The sequence below is a fragment of the Devosia sp. MDV22-iso42 genome, assembly GCF_058629155.1.
The window spans coordinates 1-23,714 of record NZ_JBZVWR010000009.1; the positions used below are offsets into that span (position 1 = coordinate 1).

Below are 23,714 nucleotides of genomic sequence, written 5' to 3' on the forward strand. Positions count from 1 at the left end.
CTGGCCGTTCTCGCGGAACACTTCCACCGCCCGCGCCATGGCGCCCAGCTCGTCGGTGCGGTTTGTCGCCGGCACCACATCAACCGAGGCGGGATCCTCTGCGATCTGCGTGGCGACGCGCACCAGGTTCAACAGGGGTCCGGTGATCGACAGGCGAATGAAGAAGTAGAGAGCCACGACCAACACCGCGGTGACCGCAACGCCGGCCAGAGCAGCGGTGACCAGGGTCTTGCCCTGTTCGGCCAGACTCTTGCTCAAGTCCCAGGCATAGGCGGCAACACCCACAGTGCTCGCCTCGGGGCCAAAACGCGCCGGCACGGCGACATAGGCAATGGCGCCTTCCGAAACGATCTCGGTCTTGCCGCTCGCCAGCGCCTTGCCGGCAACATCGGTCATGGCGGCATTGGTGGGCGCGTCCTCGGAGGTCGTGACGATGATCGCCGACTCCATGTTGTAGCTGGCGCCGGCCTTGAACTGCTCGCCCAGCGATTTTTCCAGCCCGGCATAGGCCGTCATCAGCGCATCGGCCTTGCCGAACCTGATGCCGCCCGCGAGCTGTTCGGTACTGCCCGCAGAAAGGGCCATATTGGCCTTTTCCAGCTCCGAGCGCAGCAGGGCCGCGTTCTGGCTGGCGCCGACATAGCTGATCGCGGCGGAACCCGCGATGAGCGCAAGCAGCACCAGGCCAACGATTTTCTGAGTGAGTGTGAGTTTGATCATCATTGGTCCTCGTGCTGCATAGGTAACAAACTAGAGCGAGCGATCAGAGCATCGAGACGTCGACGCCGACCGTGATGGCGCCAATCAGCGCACCGGTCGCCGGATCGGTGATCGGCACCGAGACCTGGCTCTGGAAGGCCTGCGTGCTTTCGTCCTGTTCGATCTCGCCGATATGGACGGTGTCCGCGCCGGCGCCATAGCTGGCGGTGAACTTGTCTTCATCGCCCTGCCAGTAGTCAGAGGTCAGCGTGCTCTGGGCCACGTTGAGACCCTTGGCATCCATGGCGAAGATTTCGGTATATTTGCCCAGCGACTCGTCCTGGACGGACTTGAGATAGGCCGATGCGGCATTGCCCATCGTGGCGTCGATCAGCGGCTTGGCGGAAGCATCGACCTCGGCGCGCCACTGCGTGTCCAGCGCATCGATCTTGGCCTGGTCATAGGCGCCGCTCATGGCGTTCTGGGCGTTGATGGCTTCGATCAGGAGGGGATTGGCAGCAAAAGCCGCAATCTCGCTTTTTGCCAGTTCGGTCAGTGGCGCGGTGAATTCATCCTGTGCCTGCAGTGCGGCACTGGTGGACAGCAGGGCGGCCAGAGTCAGCGCCGCCAGGCCCGGCCGCAGCATGGAATGGATGGTCATGAGCTTGTTCTCCTCTGCCGCGCACAATGGCGGCGTGGGGACAAGCATGGTTCAGCTCTGTGAATAATCTCTAAATTAATTCATCCAGCAGAATTTAACAACTCACGCGGCGCGCCGTTGACGCCTAGCAGGTTGTTTTTGCTGCACTTCTTCGGCGAGGACGAAAATATCGACAATCTGATCCAGCGCCCGCGCCTCGGCTTCCGTCTGCTCAATGGCCGCATTGGTCTGCTCGACCAGCGCCGCATTGTGCTGGGTCATCTCATCGAGCGTGCGCACCGAGACGCTGACCTCGTCAATGGCCGTTGCCTGATCGCGGCTGGCCCGGGCAATGCCCTCCACCAGCGCCGTGTTCTGTTCGGCAGCGCCCAGCATGTCCGACAGACGCTCGGCTGCATCGCTGACCAGCGTGCTGCCCGCCTTGACCTCGCGGGCGCTCTGTTCGATCAGCACCTTGACGTCGGCCGAGGCGCTGGCCGCCGACTGCGCCAGGCGGCGCACTTCCACCGCCACCACGGCAAAGCCCTTGCCAGCGTCGCCAGCCCGGGCCGCTTCCACCGAGGCGTTGAGCGCCAGCAGGTTGGTCTGGAAGGCAATGTCATCGATCATGCCGATAATGCTCGAGATCTTGGCCGAGCTGGAGGTGATGCGCTCCATGGCGGCGCTGGCCTGAATCATCACCTCGCCACTGGCCGAGGCACTGCCGGAAACCGCCAGCGCCTTGCTGGCCGCGTCCTGGGCCCGCCTGGCATTGTCCGCCACCGTGCCGGCCAGCTGTTCCATGGCGGCCGAGGTCTCCTCGATGGTGGCGGCCTGCCTGGTGGTGCGGTCGCTCAGATCATTGGCGCCGGAGAGGATTTCCCCAGTGGCGACACGGATCGAGCGCGACGTCTGTCGCAGCTGGCCGACCACATCGGCAAAGCGCGCGACGGTGCTGTTGAGCGCCTGGCGCAGGCCTTCGAACTCGGCGTCAAACTGGGTATCGATGCCGTGGCTCAGATCGCCCTCTGCCAGGGCCGCCAGGGCGGCGCCGACGGCCGTCACTGCCTGCTTGCGGGCGGTGACATCGGTGGCGAACTGCACCACCTTGTAGGGCGCCCCATCGAGCCCCAGGATCGGGGTAAAGGTGCTCTGGATCCACACTTCGCCACCATTGCTGGTGCGGCGGCGATATTCGCCGCTCTTGAAGGCGCCGCCTGCCAGATCGCGCCAGAACTGCTGATAGGTCGGATCGGTCGGCTGCGCGCCAAACAGCAGAAGCGCATTGGGCTGGCCGACCAGATCGGCAAGCCGATAGCCCAGCAGGTCAAGGAACAGCGGATTTGCCGTGATCAGTTCGCCGCTCAGGGTGAATTCGGCAACCAGCTGCGACATGGAAATGGCATTGAGCTGGCCGGTATGGTCGGCTGCAATCTCCAGATGCCGCCCGGTTTCTGCGCCCAGCTCGGCAATGCGGAGCGAATTGGTACGAAACACTTCCACCGCCCGCGCCATGCTGCCGATCTCGTTGCCATTGGCGATATAGGGTACTTCGGTGTCGAGCTGGCCCTCGGCAATGGCATTCATGGTGGCCGACAGCCGCGGTATTGGCCGCGTCAGGGCGCGCGACAGCAGCAGCGCCACAACGCCGATCAGCAGCAGCGCCAGGCCGCCGACAATGGCCATCATGGTCAGGCTCTGGCCGACCACCGCCTCGATGGGCGCCCGGGCCACCGCCACGAACAGCGCCCCGATCACCGTGCCATCAGCCATGGCGATGGGCTGGTAGCGGGTGGCATAGGCCACCTCATTGATGGTCTCGTTGCCGATCACGGCCTTGTTGGCCATCATCGCCTCAAACAGCGCCGTGCCGGCGACAATGGGTCGATCGACCAGACGCGCCCCATCGGCACCGGTCAGGCTGGTGGTGCCGATGCTGAAATCGGGACCGAGCTCGGGGTCGAACACGTAGATGCTGGCATCCTGCGCCGACACGCTGGCCACCGTGTCGATCACGCCGTCATTGCGGAAGCGCGGCATCGACCGCATGGTCAGGCTGGCCACATTGCCCACCTCGTCCGGTCCAACTTCGAGGCTGGGCAGGTTGACGCTGAGGATCTGCGCGGTGATGCGGGTGGCGCTGTCGAGCGCCCTGTCCACGTCGGCACTGGCGCTGCCCGACAGGCTGACGAACAGTCCGGCGACCACCGCGGCAATGGCGATGGTGATCGACCCGATGGCCATAGCGGCAATGGCAGCGGTGAGGCGAATATTGCCCAAGAGCGATGTCATGATGCGTCTCCGACCAGTGTACGGCGATGGGACCGTGCTGAAGGCGGACTGTGGGGGCTGTAATCTTAACGTCAGATTGATGTCATGAGAAATTCGTAATCATATTGCTGGACAGCACAAATATTAGGCACAATCCATAGCCTGCGTGGTGGAATACTCTCCCTGCTTGCAAATCAGGCAATAAAAAGCCCGCGGACCGGGATCCGCGGGCAATGTCGTGATAGAGCGATGCTGACTTAGTGGACGTGGCCGCCATTGATCTGGCCGGCTTCGATGGCCAGGTTCAGCAGCGCGCTCACCACTTCCTGCGCATAGGACTTGGCTTCCGGCGTCGGCGCCGCCGCCAGTTCCGCCTCGGCCGCCTTGATCTGGACCGCCAGGTCCGCATGGTCGAATTCGGAGAAGGGCGCGGACTGCTCGGCCAGGATCGTCAGACCCTCTGGCGAGACATCGGCAAAGCCGCCCTTGACGAAAAAGATCTCGTCGCGGCCATTCAGGCCGTTCACGGTAATGAACCCCGAGCGCAGCGTGGTCATGAAGGGCGCGTGATCATGCATCACCGTGAAATAGCCTTCGCTGCCCGGTACGGTGACGGAGGTCACCACTTCCGACAGCACCAGGCGCTCGGGCGACACGATCTCGATCTTGAGGCCTTCAGCCATAGTTTTGGTCCCTTAACGGCAGCTTGGGCTCGCCGCGTGCGGCAAGCCCGATGGATGGATCAGGCCGCCTGCGCAGCCAGCTTCTGGGCCTTCTTGACGGCATCTTCGATGGTGCCGACCATGTAGAAGGCGCCTTCGGGCAGGTGATCATACTCGCCGGCCACCAGGCCCTTGAAGCCCTTGATGGTGTCTTCGAGCGCCACGAACACGCCGGGCGTGCCGGTGAACACTTCAGCCACGTCGAAAGGCTGGCTCATGAAGCGCTCGACCTTGCGGGCGCGGGCCACGATCAGCTTGTCTTCTTCGCTCAGCTCGTCCATGCCCAGGATGGCGATGATGTCCTGCAGCGCCTTGTACTTCTGCAGCACTTCCTGCACGCGGCGGGCCACGTCGTAATGCTCCTGGCCGACCACGTTGGCATCCAGGATACGCGAGTTGGAGGCCAGCGGATCCACGGCCGGGTAGATGCCCTTTTCCGAGATCGCGCGGTTCAGCACGGTCACGGCGTCAAAGTGGGCAAACGAGGTCGCCGGCGCCGGATCGGTCAGATCGTCGGCAGGCACGTACACGGCCTGCACCGAGGTGATCGAGCCCTTGTTGGTGGTCGTGATGCGCTCCTGCATCTGGCCCATATCGGTGGCCAGCGTCGGCTGATAGCCCACGGCGGAGGGAATACGACCCAGCAGCGCCGACATTTCGGCGCCGGCCTGGGTAAAGCGGAAGATGTTGTCCACGAAGAACAGCACGTCCTGGCCCTGGTCGCGGAAGTTTTCCGCGATGGTGAGGCCCGTCAGCGCGACGCGGGCACGGGCACCGGGGGGCTCGTTCATCTGACCGAACACCAGGGCACACTTCGAACCGGCAGCCGAACCGCCATGCTCGGCCGGGTTCTTGTTCACGCCTGATTCGATCATTTCGTAGTAGAGGTCATTGCCTTCGCGGGTACGCTCACCCACGCCGGCAAACACCGAATAACCACCATGCGCCTTGGCGACGTTGTTGATCAGTTCCTGGATCAGCACGGTCTTGCCCACGCCGGCGCCGCCCATCAGGCCGATCTTGCCGCCACGCGCATAGGGCGCGATCAGGTCGACCACCTTGATGCCGGTAACCAGCACGGTGCTTTCCGGGTTCTGCTCGGCAAAGGTCGGCGCATCCTGGTGGATTTCGCGCTTGTCGGTCGAGGCGATCGGGCCGGCTTCGTCGATGGGCTCGCCGATCACGTTCATGATGCGACCCAGCGTGGCTTCGCCGACCGGGACGGTGATGGCCGTGCCCAGATCGATCACTTCGGCGCCGCGCACCAGGCCTTCGGTCGTGTCCATGGCAATGGTGCGCACGGCGTTTTCGCCCAGGTGCTGCGCCACTTCCAGGACCAGACGCTGGCCATTATTGGTGGTTTCGAGGGCGTTCAGGATCGCGGGCAGGTGGCCGTCGAACACGACGTCCACGACGGCACCGATGACCTGCGATACGCGACCGGCCTTTTTCTCTGCCATTTGTTTCGTCCTTCGCTTCGATTGCTTAGAGCGCTTCCGCGCCCGAAATGATTTCGATGAGTTCTTTGGTGATCTGCGCCTGGCGCTGACGGTTGTAGCTGAGCTGCAGCTGCCCGATCATTTCGCCGGCGTTCCGCGTCGCATTGTCCATTGCCGACATCTGCGCGCCATAGAAGGAGGCACTGTTTTCCAGCAGCGCCCGCAGCACCTGCACCGCAATATTGCGCGGCAGCAGGTCTTCCACGATCGCCTCTTCGCTCGGCTCGTATTCGTAGGGCACGGCCGAGGCTTCGACCTCGCCCTCTGCCTTGGCCGGCAGCTTGGCCGGGATCAGCTGCTGAGCCGTCGGCACCTGGCTGATGACGCTGCCGAACTTGGCAAAATAGAGCGTCGCCACGTCGAACTCGCCCGCATTGAACATCTCGAGCACCTTGTCCGTGACCTGCTGGGCCTGGACGAAACCGACCCGCTTGATCTCGCGGAAGTTGAAGGTGTCGACGATATTGTCGGCATATTGCCGGCGCAGGATATCGTGGCCCTTGCGGCCCACGGTCAGGATCTTGACGGTCTTGCCCTGGCTGAGCAGCTTGGCGGCATGTTCGCGCGCCAGCCGGGCGATCGACGAGTTGAAGCCGCCGGCCAGGCCACGCTCGCCGGTGGCGACCACCAGCAGATGCACCTGGTCCTTGCCCGTGCCGCCCAGCAGCACCGGCGCGTTTTCCTGGCCGTCATAAACGGCACCCAGCGCCGCCAGCACCTTGCCCATGCGCTCGGCATAGGGGCGCGCCGCCTCGGCCGCTTCCTGGGCGCGACGGAGCTTGGCCGCTGCGACCATCTGCATGGCCTTGGTGATCTTCTGGGTCGACCGGACCGAGTCGATCCGGTTCTTGAGGTCCTTTAGCGAAGCCATTGGCCGTCGATCTCCCTGCTGGCCTTAGGCCGCGTAGGTCTTCTTGATCTCGTCGAGTGCAGCCTTGAGCTGGGCACGGGTGTCGTCGCTCAGGGCCTTCTCGGTGGCGATGGTGGTCAGCAGCCCGGCATATTTGCCGCGCAGCGCCGACAACACCGACTGCTCGAACTCGCCGACCTTGTTGACGGCAACGCTGTCGAGATAGCCATTGGCGCCGGCAAAGATCACCGCAACCTGCTCTTCCATCTTGAGCGGGCTGAACTGGGGCTGCTTGAGCAGCTCGGTCAGGCGCGCACCACGGTTGAGCAGACGCTGGGTGGCCGCATCCAGATCGGAACCGAACTGGGCGAAAGCCGCCATTTCGCGATACTGGCTGAGCTCGCCTTTGAGCGAACCGGCAACCTGCTTCATCGCCTTGACCTGGGCCGACGAGCCCACGCGGCTCACCGACAGACCCACGTTCACGGCAGGGCGGATGCCCTGGAAGAACAGGTTGGTTTCAAGGAAGATCTGGCCGTCGGTGATCGAAATCACATTGGTCGGGATATAGGCCGACACGTCATTGGCCTGCGTCTCGATCACAGGCAGCGCGGTCAGCGAACCGAGGCCATGGGCTTCGTTCAGCTTGGCGGCACGCTCGAGCAGGCGCGAATGCAGGTAGAACACGTCGCCGGGATAGGCTTCGCGGCCTGGCGGACGACGCAGCAGCAGGCTCATCTGGCGATAGGCCACGGCCTGCTTGGTCAGATCGTCATAGGCGATCACGGCATGCTTGCCATTGTCGCGGAAGAATTCGCCGATCGCGCAGCCGGTGAAGGGCGCAATGTACTGCAGCGGTGCCGGATCGGAAGCCGTTGCCGCGATCACCACCGAATACTGCAGCGCGCCGGCTTCCTCGAGCTGGCGCACGAACTGGGCGACGGTCGAGCGCTTCTGGCCGATGGCGACATAGATGCAGTAGAGCTTTTCGGTGTCGGACGCATTGGCGTCATGGGCCGGCTTCTGGTTGAGAAAAGTGTCCAGAATGATGGCCGACTTGCCGGTCTGACGGTCGCCAATGATCAGCTCGCGCTGGCCACGGCCGATCGGGATCAGCGCATCGATGGCCTTGAGGCCTGTCGACATGGGCTCATGCACCGACTTGCGCGGCAGGATGCCCGGCGCCTTGACGTCGACGCGACGGCGTTCGGTATGCTCGATCGGGCCCTTGCCGTCGATCGGATTGCCCAGACCATCGACCACGCGACCCAAAAGACCCATGCCCACGGGCGTGTCCACGATCGAGCCGGTCCGCTTGACGACATCGCCTTCCTTGATGGAACGGTCATTGCCGAAAATCACGACGCCGACATTGTCGGTTTCAAGGTTGAGGGCCATGCCCTTGATGCCGCCCGGGAACTCGACGAGCTCACCGGCCTGCACCTTGTCCAGACCATAGACGCGAGCAATACCGTCACCGACGGAAAGCACCTGACCGACTTCGGAAACCTGGGCTTCCTGGCCGAAATTCTTGATCTGGTCCTTGAGGATCGCAGAAATTTCCGCGGCTTTGATGTCCATTATCCGACCTCTTTCATGGCGATCTTCATCGCAGCGAGTTTTGTCTTGAGCGAAGAGTCGATCATCTGGCTGCCGACCTTCACCTGAAGGCCGCCAATCAGCGACGGATCGACGAATTGATTGAGCGTGACGGTCTTGCCGATCTTGGCCTTGAGCGCTTCGCCCAGGGCCGCGACCTGCTCGGCATTGAGCGGTGCGGCCGAGGTCACGTCGGCCGTCACTTCGCCGCGCGCCTTGGCGGCCAGATCGCGGAAACCGGCAATGATGGCATCGAGCGCAAACAGCCGGCCATTCTTGGCGACAAGACGCAGGAAATTGGCGACCAGTGGATTGGTCTTGGCCTTGCCCAGCAGCGCATCGAGCGCACCGGCCTTGGTGTCAGCTGAAATCACCGGTGAACGCAGGAAGCGCGAAAAATCGGCGCTCTCGCCGATAAGCCGCGTCACGTCGGAAAGCGACGTCTCCACCGATGCCAGCTGGTTCTCGCTGCTGGCGAGATCGAACAGCGCCGACGCATATGGCCGGGCGATCTGGGTAAGCACTGAATTCTGCGCTGCCAATGCCGCATCACCCTCTTGGTTGCTTGCCTGCTTGCCGCCAATTCTGGTTGGGAAACCCGGGCGGTCGCTGACGCTTGTTCTTGTTTGGAAAAGAGGGCGTCCGGAGCCCCCTTCAAAGTCGCGCTCGCTCTAGCACAGGCCTCGCGCGCCTTGCAAGGCTTGGGGGAGAGATTCAAAGGCGGTGAAAGTGTCGCAGGGCAGCCTCACATGAAGCTCATCGGATCGATATCGACCTGCACCCGCAGATTGCCCGTCGCCTTCTCCGCCGAACCGAGCCAGAAGCGGACATAGCCCGAGAGGTCAAAATCCTTGCCCGACTGCGCCAGCAGCCGCACCCGATGCCTACCCCGCACCATGGCGATCGGCGCATCGGCCGGGCCGAACAGGCGCACGCCCTCGGCCATCGGTGCTGCAGACAGCAGCTTTTTGGCATAGCCCATCGCCACGTCATGCTCGCTGGCCGAGACGATCAGCGCCGCCAGCCGTCCGAAGGGCGGTAGCCCGCCCGCCTCCCGCGCCGCCAGCTCGTGGGCATAGAAGGCCTCGCGGTCGCCGCTGACCATGGCCTTCATCACCGCATGATCGGGATGATAGGTCTGGAGGAACGCCTTGCCGTTCTTTGACGCACGACCCGCCCGGCCCGCCACCTGGGTCAGGATCTGGAAGGTTTTTTCCGCCGCGCGCGGATCGCCATGCGCCAGCCCCAGATCGGCATCGAGCACGCCCACCACGGTGAGCTTTTCGAAGTGATGCCCCTTGGACACCAGCTGGGTGCCGATGATCAGGTCATATTCGCCGCGCTCGATTTCGGCGAGGCGCTGCTTGAGCTGGGCATTGCTGCCCATGTCCGAGGACAAAATCACCCGCCGCGCATCGGGGAAGCGCGCCGCCGCCTCCTCGGCCACCCGCTCGATCCCCGGTCCCACCGCGATCAGCGCATCGGCCGCGCCGCAGGCGCCGCAGACCGTCGGCGTGCGCACTTCGTGCCCGCAATGGTGGCACATCAGCACCCCGCGGAAGCGATGCTCCACCATCCAGGCCGAACAGTCCGGACACTGATACTGGTGGCCGCAGGAGCGGCACAGTGTCAGCGGCGCATAGCCGCGCCGGTTGAGAAACAGCAGCGCCTGCTCGCCCCGGTCGAGGGCAGCAAAAATCTCGCGCGCCAGCAGTGGCGCGATCCATTCGCCCTTTGGCGGGCCATCGACGCGCATATCGATGGTGGTGATATTGGGCATGGCCGCTTCGGCATAGCGCGCGGTCAACAGCACATGGGCATAGCGGCCGACATTGGCATTGTTGCGGGTTTCGACTGACGGCGTGGCCGACGACAGAATCACCCGCGCATTGCTGAGATGCGCCCGCACCACCGCCATGTCGCGGGCATGGTAGGTAATGCCGTCGGCCTGCTTGTAGGCGCCGTCATGCTCCTCATCGAGCACCAGCATGCCCAGTTCGCGGAACGGCAGGAACAAAGCCGAGCGCGCCCCGACCACCGCCCGCACCGTGCCGTCCAGCACGCCGCGCCACACCTTGGCCCGCTGCACCGGCGTCATGTCCGAATGCCATTCGGCCGGCCGCGTGCCGAAGCGCCTGGTGAAGCGGTCGATAAAGGTATTGGTCAGCGCGATCTCCGGCAGCAGGATTAGCGCCTGCCGACCCGCGCGCAGGGTGTCAGCCACCGCCTCGAAGAACACTTCGGTCTTGCCGCCGCCCGTGACGCCATCGAGCAGCGCCACGCCGAACTGCTGCGGGTCGAGCGCCAGAATCTTGTCGAGCGCGAATTTCTGTCCCTCCGACAGCGTGGCAATCGCCGCCTCCGGATCGGGCTGTTCCACAATGGGGGGCGCGGCCATTTCCAGCCGTTCCACCGCCCCGGCCCGCTCCAGCCCTTCGACTACCGACGCCGACACCCCCGCCGCGCCGATCAAAGCCGGCTTGGGCCAGGCCATGTCGTCCATCAGCACGTCGAGCACGCGCAGCCGGGCCGGCGTCAGCTTGTCTGGATCCCGGCCAGTCCGGCGAAACGCCACCACGGGCTTGGGCGGATCGAGCGCCTCGGTGGAGCGCAGCACGGCCCGCAGCACCTGGCCGGGTGCGGCCAGCGTATAGCGCGCCACCCAGTCGACCAGCTTGAGCAGTTCCTCGCTGAGCGGGGGCACGTCATGGGCCATGGCGATATCGCGCAGCCGGTTATGGGCCACCATGTCCTTGGGCGGCCCCCAGACCACGCCGAGCACCAGGCGCGGCCCCAGCGGCACCGAGACGATCGAGCCGCGGCTGACCGCCATGCCGGCGGGCACGCGATAGCTATAGGGGCCTTCGACGGCGACCCCCACCATGACCGCAACAATGTCTGGACGATGTTCCATTTGTGCCCGTTCTGTTCGCATCCGAACATAGGGAGCGCAAGTGATTCTGCCAAAGCCGGTGGGTGGGCGACAGGCGCCTAGAAGGAACCGCGCAGACCAGCGGTGATCTCGGCGCTGCGCAGGTCGGCGCCGCCCAGATCATCCCCGACTATGGTGCGGGCGCCGGTGATGGTGTTGAAATATTCCGACTTGCCCCGCATCAGGAAGGTCTGGCTGTAGCGCCCGGCAATGGTGAATTCCGAGGTCGGGCCCAGCGCAAAGCCGATATCGGCACCCAGCGCCAGTGTCGGGGCCGGACGAAAACTGTCTTCGACCCGCAGGTTGCGCATCCAGTGATCATCATGGCTCTGCGCCAGCACGGTCAGCCCGCCGCGCAGCATGCCGCCAATCCGGACATTGTCGTAATGCTGGTCGCCGTCAAAGCCGACAAAGATCTCGGGCAATTGCTGGCGATAGCTGATCGCCGGCGCGCCATCGGCGAAATTGCCTGTCTTGTTGCGATAGCCACCGTCGCTATAGATATAGGAGCCGCCATAGGAAGACCATTTGACGTCGGTATATTTTATACCCGCCTGCAGCCGCACAGCCCCGTCAATGTCCTCTGCCAGCGCATAGCCCACCGCCGCCGCGCCAGTGACATAGTGGTTGAGCCTGGTATCGGGATGCTGCGACCGGTCGGTCCAGGCGTCGAAATTATTGGTTTTGACCAGCCAGTCATAGTCTTCCATATAGCTCGAGCCGAAGCCGGCGAGACTCCCCTCGGCGCTGACCGACCAGCCGCCAGAGAGCTCGACGGCCATGGTGCCGCGCAGCACCGGCACCCGGCTCTGCCAGATCAGCCGGCTCAACGTGGCGTCGCCATTGAAGACATATTCATTGCCTTCCAGATACATGGCGCCGACGCTGCCGGAAATCTGCACCGATCCGTCGGCGCTGGCATGGCTATAGCTCTGTGCCATGGCTGAAGCTGTGCCCAGGGCCAGCAAGGCGGCGAGCAGCGCCGCGGTAGCGCCATATCTTGGTTGTGTCATGTCGGCGCCTTTCTGCCGATGAAACACTGGCAGAGGTCAGTTAAGCATCCGTTTACCGACAAAGTCGAGACTGGCGCCATGGTCGACTCCGCCTTTGCCACCGATGACGTCATTCGCGCCCGCATCCATGCCTGGCAGCGCGAGCTCGGCGCCGTCCGGCGGCTGGCCGACAACACGCTCGAAGCCTATGGCCGCGATCTCGACCAGTTCCTGCAGTTCCTTGCCGGCCATACCGGCGGCCCGGTTTCCCTCAAGACGCTCAAGGACTTGCGCGGCGCCGATGTGCGCGCCTTCATGGCCCAGCGCCGCAATGAAAGCCTTGGCTCGCGCTCGCTCGCCCGGGTACTGTCCGCACTCAAGAGCTTCTTCCGCTTTCTCGAGCGCGAGGGGGTGATGGCCACCGAGGCGCTCAATGTCATCCGCACGCCCAAGCTGCCCAAATCCCTGCCCAAGGCGCTCACCGTCATCGAGGCGCGCGACACCATATCCACCACCAGGGAGATGGAAGACCGTCCCTGGGTCGCCGCGCGCGATATGGCGGTGCTCAGCCTCTGCTATGGCGCCGGCTTGCGCATTGCCGAGGCGCTGAGCCTGACCCGGGCGGACCTCGAAAGCGCAGTTTTGCGGGTCACCGGCAAGGGCGGCAAGACGCGCATGGTGCCGCTGATCGCCCCGGTGCGCCGCGCCATCGACCTCTATCTCGAGCTCTGCCCGTTCAAGTCCTGGCCGGAGGAGCCGCTGTTCCGCGGGGTACGGGGCGGCGTGCTGTCCCCCCGCCTGATCCAGCTGCGGGTGGCGCAATTGCGCGGCGCCCTGGGCCTGCCGCCCTCGGCGACACCGCATGCGCTGCGCCATTCCTTTGCCACCCACCTGCTGGGGCAGGGCGGGGATCTGCGCGCCATCCAGGAACTGCTCGGCCATGCCAGCCTTTCCTCGACCCAGATCTATACCGCCGTCGACACCGACCGCCTGCTCGACAGCTATCGCAAGGCCCATCCGCGCGGCTGACACCCGATTCGATCTCTCGCCACGTTTTGTGCCGAACCGTTATCGTCTGGCGCGACTTGTCTGTCGCCATTTGGCCCGGCTACGGTGCGGCCAATGACCGCCGCCCCATCCACCGCCCCCGTCACTGACCCGCTGGGCTATGGCTTTGCCGTCGCCGGGGCGGTGCTGTTTTCCACCAAGGGCATTTTCATCAAACTCGCCTATGGCCACGGCGTCTCCACCGAGATGCTGCTCAGCCTGCGCATGCTGGTGGCGCTGCCGGTCTATCTGGTCATTCTGCTCACGCTGCTGCGGCGCGGGGATAGTTTGCGCCGCCTGCTGACCGTGCCCGTTGTGCTGGCCAGCATGGCGGTAGGCATTCTGGGCTACTATCTCTCGAGCTATCTCGACTTTCTGGGCCTGGCCTTTGTCAGCGCGCAATATGAGCGGCTGGTGCTGTTCACCTATCCCTTCTTCGTGCTGCTGTTCGGCGTCTGGTTCTTTGGCGATGCCATGCTCTGGCGCGTCGTGCCGGCCATGCTGGTCTCCTATGCCGGCCTGCTGGTGATTTTTGGCTGGAACCTGGCGGTCAATCCGGAAGGCCTGCTCGCCGGCACGCTGCTGGTACTGGGCTCGGCCATTACCTTTGCCCTCTACCAGCACCTGGCCAAGCGGCAGATGCTGCTGATCGGGGCGGGCCTCTTCACCTGTATCGGCATGTCCACCGCCGCCGTGGTTGCCATTGCCCAGAACCTGGTGCTGGCCGGGCCCGCCAGCTATCTGACCCTGGCGCCGGCCATCTGGGGTTACGGTCTGGCGCTGGGCCTGCTCGGCACCGTGCTGCCCTCCTTCCTGATGAATATGGGCATGGCCCGCATCGGCGCCCGCGCCACCTCCTCCACCGCCGCCTTCGGGCCGATCGTCACCATCGTCATCGCCGTCTGGGTGCTTAACGAACCCTTTACGCTGTTCCATGCCCTGGGCACCGCCCTGGTGCTGGCCGGCTCGGTGCTGTTCACCCGCGCCGAGCGCATGGCGCAGCGCCAGCGATCCTGACGTCATCGGCCCGCCGGGCAGAAATTTTCCATCGGGACTGTCGGCCGCCTTAAAGCCGCTTTACTGTACCGCAACACACGGGGACGTGACCTTCGGGAGGGACCATCGATGAATGCCTTGCACACAATTCTGGCCGGCGCTGCCCTGAGCCTGGCCCTGATGGCAGGCCCGGTTGCGCCCGCTTTGGCCCAGCAGCAGGCCCCCGAGGCGCCGGCGACCGAGACCGCGCCGGCCCCCGCCGAACCTGCGCCGGCGATTGATTTCGGCGACGATGCCAGCCAATGGGCCAATGATGGCGAATGCGACGATCCACGCTTTGCCGGCAGCGCATCGGCCGAAGAATTGCTCGACGCCGACCGCGGCCACGATGCCACCGACTGCAGCGCCGCCTTTGCCGAGGGCACGGTGAGCCTCGCCGACTCCCCGGACGACGCTGCAGTGGCCGATACGCCGGCGACCGACATCGACTTCGGCGATGACGCCAGCGACTGGGCCAATGACGGCGAATGCGACGATCCGCGCTTCACCGGGCCGGGATCAGCCGCCGAACTGCTCGATGCCGACATCCTGCACGACGCCACCGACTGCAGCACCGCCTTTGCCGAGGGCCGCGTGACCCTGGCGGATCCTGACGCCGTCACCGACGGGGCCGTCAGCACCGGCGCCGCCAGCCGCATCGACTTTGGCGATGACAGCGGCGAATGGACCTATGATGGCGAATGCGACGACCCCGATTTTGCCGGCGCCGGCATGGCCGCCAAGCCTGGCCCCGAGAGCCGGCTGCGCGATGCCAGCGATTGCCGCGCCGCCTTCGATCTGGGCACCATCTGGCTCGGCGCGGCCGGCACCCAGGGCACGGCCAGCTTCGATTATGGCAGCGACACCAGCCGCTGGGCCAATGACGGCGAATGCGACGATCCGCGCTTTGCCGGCATGGGCACCGACAAGAAGCTGCTCGACGACGACATGCTGGCCGATGCCAGCGACTGCCGGGCGCTCGAGGCCGAGGGCAAGGTCAGCATTCGCACGGTCTATAGCCCCGGCTATGCCGCCGGCGCCCCCTATGACAGCAGCGGCATCGACTTCGGCGATGACGGCTCCGACTATGCCCATGACGACGAATGCGACGACCCGCGCTTTGAGGGACCCGGCGCCGCCGGCTACCAGCTCGACGGCGATCTCAGCCACGACGCAGGGGACTGCCGCGCCGCCTATGAGGCCGGCACGGTGATGCTGCGCGAGGGTGAGATCTAGAAACCAAAGCCGGCAGGTCGATCGGAGCTGGACAAAGGCAGGGGTGACCCTGCCTTTGCCGTCTCCGCTACCAGGCCTCGAATTTGCCGGGCATGGCGATCGCGTCGCTGCCGCAGTCAAAATCCCCCGCCGCATCGGCGGCGGCGCGGGCCAGCGCATTGGCATCCGTGTTGGCACGGGCATCGACATAGGCGATGTGGCAGCTATTGCCCTCGACCAGTTGCGTCACCACCAGCACCTGCCCGCTATCCACGCCGGTATCGCTGTGGGCAATGTGGTAGCGCACAATCGTGGCCACCGGCAGCCAGCGCCCTGATGCATTGCTCAGCCGCCATTCGAGCTTCTCGTCCAGCCGGTTGAACGGGCTCAAGGTCTGACCGCCCGGCTCGGCATCGATATTGAAGCCATAGACGACGGAAAAGCGCAGATCGCCCTCGCTGACATGGACCGGATAGCCCCTGTAGCCCGGACAGGCCCAGCTGACGCCAAAGTCGTCGGCATCGAGCACGAGGCAATCGATGTCCAGGTTGAGGTCGGTATAGGCGCTGGTAAAACCCGTCTGCGCCAGGGCGGCACCGCTGGCCAGCGCCCAGCCCAGAACCGAGAACCCGAGCACGCGGCACAGGCTGACTTTGGCGAAGACCGGCATTGACAACACTCCTTGCAGGCATGATCCAGATCAATGTGCCCCGAGCAAGGACATAGCAAAGTGTTCGGCATAAGGAGACATATCCATGTTCAACTCTCTGCTGATTGCCACCGACGGTTCCGACCTGGGCAACAAGGCGCTGGCGGCCGGGCTGGAACTGGCCAGGCTGCACGGCGCCAAGGTGACGATTCTGACGGCAAGCGACCCGGTAAGCACCGCCCTGGGCGCCGGCGGCTTTGGCAGCATCGATGCCGGCCCCATCCTGATCCAGCTTGAAGAGCGCTATGCCGAGGAGGCCCAGACCATCCTGGCAGCCGCCGCCGCCAAGGCGCAGAGCGCCGGCATCGTCGCCGAGACGCTGCACCTGCCCCAGCACCGGCCGGCCGATGCCATTGTGCAGACGGCGACGGAACTGGCCTGCGACACCATTGTCATGGGCTCGCATGGCAGGCGGGGATTCCAGCGCCTGCTGCTGGGCAGCCAGGCCGCCGAAGTGCTGGCCCGGGCCAGCGTAGCGGTGCTGATCGTCAAATAGGCATGGCTGCCGCAGCTTTATTATGCCTTGCCATCGGGGGGCAGATTGGGCAGAACCTGCCCGCATCCGTCCCCCTTCCGAACGGCATGAAACCAAATGAACATCGACGCCATTCCTACCGGCAAGAACCCGCCCGACGACCTCAATGTCATCATCGAAGTCCCCATGGGCGGCGAGCCGATCAAGTACGAGATCGACAAGGCCAGCGGCGCGCTGTTCGTTGATCGCTTCCTCTATACGCCCATGCGCTACCCCGGCAATTACGGCTTCGTGCCGCATACTCTGTGCGGCGATGGCGACCCGCTCGACGTCATCGTCATGAATTCGCGCCCCCTCGTCCCCGGGGCGGTCGTCCGCTGCCGCCCGATCGGCGTGCTGTTCATGGAAGACGATGGCGGCCAGGACGAAAAGATCCTCGCCGTGCCGGTCTCCAAGCTCACCCGCATGTATGACGCCATCAAGGATATCGGCGACATGCAGGAAATCCAGGTCGAGCGGGTCAAGCACTTCTTCACCCATTACAAGGATCTCGAGCCCGGCAAATGGGCCAAGATCAGCCATGTCGGCGGCTATGAGGACGCCAAGAAGGTGATCCTCGACTCCATCGCCGCGCACGCCGCGGCCTGACCGGATGACCAAAGGGGCGCTCGGCGCCCCTTTTCTTTGAGGAAGCCGCCATGACCGGTCGCATCGTCATCCTCAACGGCGCGCCGCGCTCGGGAAAGTCGTCCATTGCCCGCGCCATGCAGGAGACCCTGCCCGATCCCTGGATCAATCTGGGTGTCGATGCCCAGAACGCCAGTCTACCCCAAGCGCTGCTGCCGGGGATAGGTTTGCGCCCGGGCGGGGAAAGGCCGGAGCTCGAACCGGTCGTACAGAGGCTCTACCGGGCGCTCTACCGCTCCATCTCCGCCCATGCCGTGGAGGGCTTTGACGTCGTGGTCGATGTCGGCCACCACGATGCCTATTCCCGCCCGCTCGGCATCCTGCCCGAATGCGCCTTCATCCTGGCCGGGCTCGACGTGCTGTTTGTCGGCGTGCATTGCCCGATCGACACCATCATGGCGCGGCGCAATGCCGATCCAGGCAGCCTGTATGTAAAAGGCAATGGCGTGCCGGCGCCGGTGCAGCGCTGGCAGGACGCTGTGCATGTGCCGGGCATCTATGACCTCGAACTCGATACCGACACGCTGACGCCAGCTGAAGCTGCGGCCGCCATTGGCCGCCTGCTGGCCGCGCCGCCACAGGATCGCGCTTTTGCCGCGCTGGCCAACCTGGCCCCGCGCTTGTGACTTGCCGCGCCGAGGGCCGGCGCGCATGCTCCCGGCAAAAGGGAGCTCATCCATGAAGCTGTTTGGCACCATTGCCGCTGTTCTGCTGATGCTGCTGGGCCTGGTCTGGACCCTGCAGGGCGCCAATATTCTGGGCGGCAGCGTAATGTCGGGCCAGAGCCAGTGGCTCTATATCGGCATAGTGGTGCTGCTGGCCGGCGCCGCCTTGCTGTTCTGGCTGCGCCGGAGCCGGCCCTAGGGTCGCAAGGCATAGGTCGAGACCACATTGCCCTTGGCTGTAACCTGGTTATTGACCAGAACGAGCCGCGTGATCGGATCGCCGGGCTCGAACAGGTGCCGCCCGGAACCGGCAATGACCGGATGGGTGATCAGCACCAGTTCGTCCAGCAGGCCGGCAAACAGCAGCTGGCGCACCAGCGAAATCCCGCCCATGGCGGCGATCTCGCCGCCCTCGCTTGCTTTCAGCCGCCGCACGAAATCAAGCAGGTCGCCGTCGATCAGCCGCGCATTGCTCCAGTCCAGGGACCCAGTCAGGGTTTCGGAGGCGACATGCTTGGGCGCGCCATTGGTGAAATCGGCAAAATCGCCATCGGCCTCGGCCTGCGGCCAGTAGGCGGCCCATTGCTGATAGCCGACCCGGCCGAGCAGCACATCGGTGACCCGCTGCTGCACGCCGGTCAGCAGGATCCCCAGATCATCGTCAAAGCTGTCGAATTGAAAGAGGTTTGGCGCTTCGACCACCCCGTCGATCGAATGAAACAGTCCAGCCATCACCTTGCGCATGAAAAATCTCCCCATTGAGCGGCGGTCGCACGGCCGCTTCTGCCGTTACGACGAGGGACAGCGGCGGCTTTCGACGCGCGGGGAATTTTTGGCTTAGCCGCCGTTTTGCCGCTCCGCCCGCAGGGCCGCCACGTCGGCGCGCAAAGCGCGCAGTTCGACCAGCACCGTGGCCGTATCGTCATGCAAAGCCTGGCGATCGGCCGTGGCCGTGGCCTCGGTTTCCTCCTGCATGGCCGAGACGATGACACCGATGAAGAGGTTGAGCACCGCATAGGTGGAGAGGAGGATGAAGGGCACGAAGAACATCCAGGCCAGCGGGAAGGCTTCCATCACCGGCCGGACAATGCCCATGGACCAGCTTTCGAGCGTCATCACCTGGAACAGCGTATAGAGCGAGGCGCCCAGGCTGCCGAACCAGTCGGGAAATTGCGGGCCGAAGAGGTTGGTCGCCATCACCGCCGCCACATAGAACAGCATGCCCATCAGCATGACGATCGAGCTCATGCCCGGCAGCGCCGCGATCAGCCCGCCCACCACCCGGCGCAAGGCCGGCAGGGTCGAGACCAGCCGCAACGCCCGCAGGATGCGCAGGGCGCGCAGCACCTGGAACGGGCCGCTGGCCGGCACCAGGGCGATGGCGACGACGAAGAAGTCGAACAGGCTCCAGGGATCGCGGAAGAAGGCGGGCCCGAAGGCATAGAGGCGCAGGGCGATCTCGACCACGAAGATGGCGAGGATCACGGTATCGAGCGCGTGCAGCAGCGGCCCGAAGCGGGCGACCAGCCCGGCATCGGTCTCCAGCCCCAGCACCAGCGAATTGAGCAGGATGACGGCCACGATGGCCTGCTCCCAGCGGCGGGAGCCGAGCAGTTGAACAAGCGCCTGACGCATGGCGGGAGATCTCCGGGTTTCAGCATGAGGCAAAGGCCAGGGCGCGGGATTCGTCAAGGGGGATGGCGGCGCGCAGGCGTCATCGCCGCCTGGGTCGCGGTTGTCACAACAGGAGCGGACCCCGAGGCGGCTTTCGCCTCTGGTAAGTTAAAATAGCGAGACGAAGACCGCCTCGGGGCGCCGGTTTTTGGAACTGTCCGGTCCTAGGGGTCGCTCGCCCTGTCGCAACCGAAGCGTGGAACCTGTGGGAGAGGCAAAACCCCCACCCGGCTCACCCCACCACTGTTCGCCTGCAGGCCGCTCGCGCGGGGTGATGGGGGGATTATGCGCGCGGTTGGAGGGGGCGGGGAGAAGAGGGATAGATTTATGGGGGGTGACGGCGGTCGGGCTACACGCCGCCCCTGACGCGATGTCATCCCGGCGCAGGCCGGGATCCATCTCGAGATGGCCCCACAGCAGCAAGGTGTCAGTGGTCTGACGGCGACCCCGTCCCGGACCATATCTCAGGATGGATCCCGGCCTGCGCCGGGATGACACCGTGGGTGGGGAAGGTTGGGAGAAAGCCCAGAGAGCGTCGTTGTTTTCTCCGGTCGTCACCCTCGGGCCTGACCCGAGGGGCCCACACTTACCCGACGCTCCGCCAGTACAGAGCCCTCAGGTCAAGCCCGAGGGTGACGCGCGGTGGGTGGCTACAAATATGAAACCATATTCCAAGCTGTTGACCCCATGGACATTTTAAAGAAAAACGGATACAGGAACTCTGTTCCTGTATCCGACAAAGTCTTAGACCTGTGGTCTATTTCTTAAGCTACTGATAATACTATAGGAATTGCATTTCAGTTCAGAAGCAGTGACGCTCTTGCTCCGCAAAATGGGCAGTTGTAACGTATTGTAATGCGTAGTATCCGTGACCTAGAAAACAGTCGCTCTCGCCTAAAGCAGGCCATTGCAGCCATTGAGATTGAACTCTCGGAGGTCGAGAAAGAACTTTCTGATCTACAGAAGCCCGTTTCGTTAGATAACGCTTTTTTCTGGGGCGAGGTTGCTACCAGAATTCGCGAAACGAAGTCGGGAATGTCTAGCGGTAAATTATACAAGTTTCTAACTGAGTCTGGATTTCAAGTCAGTGAAAATGGGCTCAGGACTTTATTAAGCCGAAATAAAACGCGCGGAAACCTGAACACAGTGAAGAGCACAACCGGCATCACACTTTGGCAGCTAAGCGCCGACGCCAAAGTAACTGTCAAGACTCTTAGCGGTGAAGAATAAACGAACAAACTGCCAACACGTTGGCGAAAAATTGGCCGCCCCGAGCTTGTACCTCAAGGCGGCCGAGACCCCAAGTTCTAGCCGAACTGGGGGGCGTGGCCCTTACAGACCGGATGCGATGGAAACACCGTTACGGAAGCTACGTCAAGGTTCGGCATTTTCGCTCAAGAAGGAGTTTTTCCATGAGCACAATGACGAAGAAGTGGGGCTCTAGTGTCCTGGTACCTTGATATTTCAGCTTTGACTAAGAGCGACGGGAATAAGGATTGGTGGACAACCACCTATACTCCCGGGCAGGAAGTTCCGGTTTCTGGCATTTATCGGTGCCTTGGATGCGGCAAAGAGGTTACCTGCAACGACCCAGATCGGTTCCCGCCTCAGAACCATCACCAACACACGTCTGCGCAGGGGTCGGTTCGGTGGCGTCTGAACGTGCGTACTAATACCACCGGTAGCTAGTCCATTGATCATGTTGAAGACCCGGGATAGCTCCCGGGCCTTCTTCATTCCAGTCCAGACGACGTCTGGCTACCCCCAATGCGCCAGCACGGCGATCAAGAGCAAGGCGACGATATTGGTGATCTTGATCATCGGGTTGACGGCGGGGCCGGCCGTGTCCTTGTAGGGGTCGCCGACGGTGTCGCCGGTGACGCTGGCCTTGTGGGCGTCGCTGCCCTTGTGGTGGGTGACGCCATGGCTGTCGGTGAAGCCATCCTCGAAGCTCTTCTTGGCATTGTCCCAGGCGCCGCCGCCGGCGGTCATGGAAATGGCCACGAAGAGCCCGGTGACGATGACGCCCATCAGCATGGCGCCCAGGGCCGAAAAGCCCGCCGCAGCGCCCGCGATCCAGTAGATCACGAAGAACACCACGATGGGGCTGAGCACGGGGAGCAGGGACGGCACGATCATTTCCTTGATCGCCGCCTGGGTCAGCATGTCGACCGCCCGGGCATAATCGGGCTTGGACGTGCCGGCCATGATGCCCGGATCGGCCTTGAACTGGCGGCGCACTTCCACCACCACCGATTGCGCGGCGCGACCCACCGCCGTCATGCTCATGCCCGAAAAGAGGAAGGGCAGCAGGCCACCAAACAGCAGGCCCACCACCACATAGGGATCGGCCAGCGAGAAGGTGAGCGTGCCCATGCCGGCAAAGATGGCCGGGGCATCGGGCAGGTTGGCAAAGTAGATCAGGTCCTGCGTATAGGCGGCAAAGAGCACGAGGGCGCCGAGGCCCGCCGAGCCGATGGCATAGCCCTTGGTGACGGCCTTGGTCGTATTGCCGACGGCGTCGAGCGCATCGGTATTGTGGCGGACTTCCTTGTCGAGCCCGGCCATTTCGGCGATGCCGCCGGCATTGTCCGTGACCGGCCCGAAGGCATCGAGCGCCACCACCATGCCGGCCAAAGCCAGCATGGTCGCCACCGCAAAGGCAATGCCGAACAGGCCCGCCAGATTATAGGTGACGATGATGCCGGCAATGATCACCAGCGCCGGCAGGGCCGTCGACTCGAGCGATACCGCCAGGCCCTGGATGACATTGGTGCCATGGCCGGTGACCGAGGCCTCGGCGATGGAATTGACCGGGCGCCGATTGGTGCCGGTATAATATTCGGTGATGACGATGATGAGCCCGGTAATGACCAGGCCGGCCACGCCGCACCAGAAGAGCGACATCGGGGTAAAGGTCTTGTCGCTGGCCGCGATGGCGACGTTGAGATCGCCGAAGACGAACCACAGCACCGGCAGCAGGGCCACCAGCGAGAACACGCCCGTGGCGATGATGCCCTTGTAGAGCGCGCCCATGATATTGTTGGAAGCACCCAGCTTGACGAAATAGGTGCCGATGATCGAGGTCACGACGCAGGCGCCCCCGATGGCCAAAGGCAGCACCATGCCGGCCAGCTTGAACGCATCGGGCAGGATGATGGCGGCCAGCACCATGGTGGCCACCAGGGTCACCACATAGGTTTCGAACAGATCGGCCGCCATGCCGGCGCAGTCGCCGACATTGTCGCCCACATTGTCGGCAATGGTGGCCGGATTGCGCGGATCATCTTCCGGAATGCCCGCCTCGACCTTGCCCACCATGTCGCCGCCGACATCGGCGCCCTTGGTGAAAATGCCCCCGCCCAGCCGGGCGAAGATGGAAATCAGCGACGCGCCAAAGCTCAGGGCGACCAGCGCATCGATGACCACCCGGTCATTGAAGGCAAAGCCGAGGAACTGGGTCAGCACGATGAAATAGAGCGTGACACCCAGGAGCCCAAGCCCCGCCACCAGCATGCCGGTGACCGCGCCCGACTTGAAGGCCAGGTCGAGCCCCTTGGCGAGCGAACCGATGGCCGCCTGGGCCACGCGCACATTGGCGCGCACGGAAACGTTCATGCCGATAAAGCCGGCCGCGCCGCTCAGCACCGCGCCGAGCAGGAAGCCCACCGCCGCATAGATGCCCAGCAGAAACCAGGCCGCAATCAGGATGACCACGCCGACGATGGCGATGGTGGTATATTGCCGCTTGAGATAGGCCGAGGCGCCTTCGCGCACCGCGGCCGAGATTTCCTGCATGCGGGCCGAACCGGCATCGGCAGCGAGCAATTGTCGTGTGGTGATGACGCCATAGATGATGGCCAGAGCGCCGCAGATGACGATCAGCCAGAGTGCCAGAGTCATAGAATAGTCCCTCTCGATTTCCTCCAGGGACCGATCACCGGGGAATCGAGGTCCTCCAACCTCTTGTCCCCAGCACTCCAACACGGCCCCTCCGCCGTCG

Annotated in this window: 21 protein-coding genes and 1 pseudogene; 8 read left to right on the forward strand and 14 right to left on the reverse strand. The window is 63.9% G+C overall.

The window, feature by feature from the left end; translation table 11 throughout:
* The 10 genes and pseudogenes from AC4NN3_RS09865 to AC4NN3_RS09910 all read right to left on the reverse strand — a co-directional run.
* On the reverse strand, nt 1-720 hold a 720-nt coding region (locus tag AC4NN3_RS09865), incomplete at its 3' end, for a HAMP domain-containing protein (RefSeq protein WP_491926929.1).
* Nucleotides 721-763: 43 nt separating this feature from the next.
* Nucleotides 764-1,360, reverse strand: coding sequence for a hypothetical protein (locus AC4NN3_RS09870; protein ID WP_491926930.1), 597 nt, complete (start codon nt 1,358-1,360; stop codon nt 764-766).
* A gap of 102 nt (nt 1,361-1,462) precedes the next feature.
* Nucleotides 1,463-3,631: a methyl-accepting chemotaxis protein gene (locus AC4NN3_RS09875; protein WP_491926931.1), complete on the reverse strand. Its 2,169-nt coding sequence runs from the start codon at nt 3,629-3,631 to the stop codon at nt 1,463-1,465.
* A gap of 236 nt (nt 3,632-3,867) precedes the next feature.
* A complete protein-coding gene (locus AC4NN3_RS09880; protein WP_491926932.1) occupies nt 3,868-4,293 on the reverse strand; it encodes a F0F1 ATP synthase subunit epsilon in 426 nt (141 codons plus the stop codon).
* 59 nt (nt 4,294-4,352) lie between these two features.
* Nucleotides 4,353-5,780: pseudogene (gene atpD / locus AC4NN3_RS09885) on the reverse strand (F0F1 ATP synthase subunit beta); the annotation flags it as partial.
* Nucleotides 5,781-5,817: 37 nt separating this feature from the next.
* A complete protein-coding gene (locus tag AC4NN3_RS09890; protein ID WP_491926933.1) occupies nt 5,818-6,702 on the reverse strand; it encodes a F0F1 ATP synthase subunit gamma in 885 nt (294 codons plus the stop codon).
* A gap of 24 nt (nt 6,703-6,726) precedes the next feature.
* Nucleotides 6,727-8,262, reverse strand: coding sequence for a F0F1 ATP synthase subunit alpha (gene atpA / locus AC4NN3_RS09895; RefSeq protein ID WP_491926934.1), 1,536 nt, complete (start codon nt 8,260-8,262; stop codon nt 6,727-6,729).
* On the reverse strand, nt 8,262-8,804 hold the full coding sequence (locus AC4NN3_RS09900) for a F0F1 ATP synthase subunit delta (protein ID WP_491926935.1): 543 nt from the start codon (nt 8,802-8,804) through the stop codon (nt 8,262-8,264). The genes atpA and AC4NN3_RS09900 overlap by 1 nt, the downstream gene beginning before the upstream one ends.
* Before the next feature lie 221 nt (nt 8,805-9,025).
* On the reverse strand, nt 9,026-11,194 hold the full coding sequence (locus AC4NN3_RS09905; RefSeq protein WP_491926936.1) for a primosomal protein N': 2,169 nt from the start codon (nt 11,192-11,194) through the stop codon (nt 9,026-9,028).
* 77 nt (nt 11,195-11,271) lie between these two features.
* Nucleotides 11,272-12,225, reverse strand: a complete 954-nt coding sequence (locus AC4NN3_RS09910) for an omptin family outer membrane protease (protein WP_491926937.1) — start codon at nt 12,223-12,225, stop codon at nt 11,272-11,274.
* A gap of 78 nt (nt 12,226-12,303) precedes the next feature.
* On the opposite strand from AC4NN3_RS09910, the gene AC4NN3_RS09915 reads away from it, so the two are divergent.
* The 3 genes from AC4NN3_RS09915 (at nt 12,304) to AC4NN3_RS09925 (ending at nt 15,522) form a co-directional block, all read left to right on the forward strand.
* On the forward strand, nt 12,304-13,233 hold the full coding sequence (locus AC4NN3_RS09915) for a tyrosine recombinase XerC (RefSeq protein WP_491926938.1): 930 nt from the start codon (nt 12,304-12,306) through the stop codon (nt 13,231-13,233).
* Between the two features lie 93 nt (nt 13,234-13,326).
* Nucleotides 13,327-14,268, forward strand: a complete 942-nt coding sequence (locus AC4NN3_RS09920; protein WP_491926939.1) for a DMT family transporter — start codon at nt 13,327-13,329, stop codon at nt 14,266-14,268.
* Between the two features lie 108 nt (nt 14,269-14,376).
* Nucleotides 14,377-15,522: a hypothetical protein gene (locus AC4NN3_RS09925; protein WP_491926940.1), complete on the forward strand. Its 1,146-nt coding sequence runs from the start codon at nt 14,377-14,379 to the stop codon at nt 15,520-15,522.
* A 67-nt stretch (nt 15,523-15,589) separates the two neighbouring features.
* Here AC4NN3_RS09925 and AC4NN3_RS09930 read toward each other — a convergent pair whose 3' ends face one another.
* Complete coding sequence (locus AC4NN3_RS09930) at nt 15,590-16,171, reverse strand: hypothetical protein (RefSeq protein WP_491926941.1); 582 nt, start codon at nt 16,169-16,171, stop codon at nt 15,590-15,592.
* Between the two features lie 85 nt (nt 16,172-16,256).
* Here AC4NN3_RS09930 and AC4NN3_RS09935 point away from each other — a divergent pair, with 85 nt between their 5' ends.
* From AC4NN3_RS09935 to AC4NN3_RS09950, 4 genes are all read left to right on the forward strand, one after another.
* Nucleotides 16,257-16,706: a universal stress protein gene (locus AC4NN3_RS09935; RefSeq protein ID WP_491926942.1), complete on the forward strand. Its 450-nt coding sequence runs from the start codon at nt 16,257-16,259 to the stop codon at nt 16,704-16,706.
* A gap of 96 nt (nt 16,707-16,802) precedes the next feature.
* Nucleotides 16,803-17,333 (forward strand): inorganic diphosphatase, encoded by a 531-nt coding sequence (ppa, locus tag AC4NN3_RS09940; protein WP_193337839.1) that lies wholly within the window; start codon nt 16,803-16,805, stop codon nt 17,331-17,333.
* Nucleotides 17,334-17,383: 50 nt separating this feature from the next.
* A complete protein-coding gene (locus AC4NN3_RS09945; protein ID WP_491926943.1) occupies nt 17,384-17,998 on the forward strand; it encodes a chloramphenicol phosphotransferase CPT family protein in 615 nt (204 codons plus the stop codon).
* A gap of 52 nt (nt 17,999-18,050) precedes the next feature.
* On the forward strand, nt 18,051-18,236 hold the full coding sequence (locus AC4NN3_RS09950; RefSeq protein WP_491926944.1) for a hypothetical protein: 186 nt from the start codon (nt 18,051-18,053) through the stop codon (nt 18,234-18,236).
* Here AC4NN3_RS09950 and AC4NN3_RS09955 read toward each other — a convergent pair.
* Nucleotides 18,233-18,781, reverse strand: a complete 549-nt coding sequence (locus AC4NN3_RS09955) for a dihydrofolate reductase family protein (protein ID WP_491926945.1) — start codon at nt 18,779-18,781, stop codon at nt 18,233-18,235. The two genes, AC4NN3_RS09950 and AC4NN3_RS09955, sit on opposite strands and share 4 nt — an antisense overlap.
* Nucleotides 18,782-18,874: 93 nt before the next feature.
* Nucleotides 18,875-19,672, reverse strand: coding sequence for an ion transporter (locus tag AC4NN3_RS09960; protein ID WP_491926946.1), 798 nt, complete (start codon nt 19,670-19,672; stop codon nt 18,875-18,877).
* An 894-nt stretch (nt 19,673-20,566) separates the two neighbouring features.
* On the opposite strand from AC4NN3_RS09960, the gene AC4NN3_RS09965 reads away from it, so the two are divergent.
* Nucleotides 20,567-20,941 (forward strand): hypothetical protein, encoded by a 375-nt coding sequence (locus tag AC4NN3_RS09965; protein ID WP_491926947.1) that lies wholly within the window; start codon nt 20,567-20,569, stop codon nt 20,939-20,941.
* Between the two features lie 528 nt (nt 20,942-21,469).
* Here the strand turns inward: AC4NN3_RS09965 and AC4NN3_RS09970 are convergent.
* Complete coding sequence (locus tag AC4NN3_RS09970) at nt 21,470-23,614, reverse strand: sodium-translocating pyrophosphatase (RefSeq protein ID WP_491926948.1); 2,145 nt, start codon at nt 23,612-23,614, stop codon at nt 21,470-21,472.
* Between the last annotated feature and the right edge of the window lie 100 nt (nt 23,615-23,714).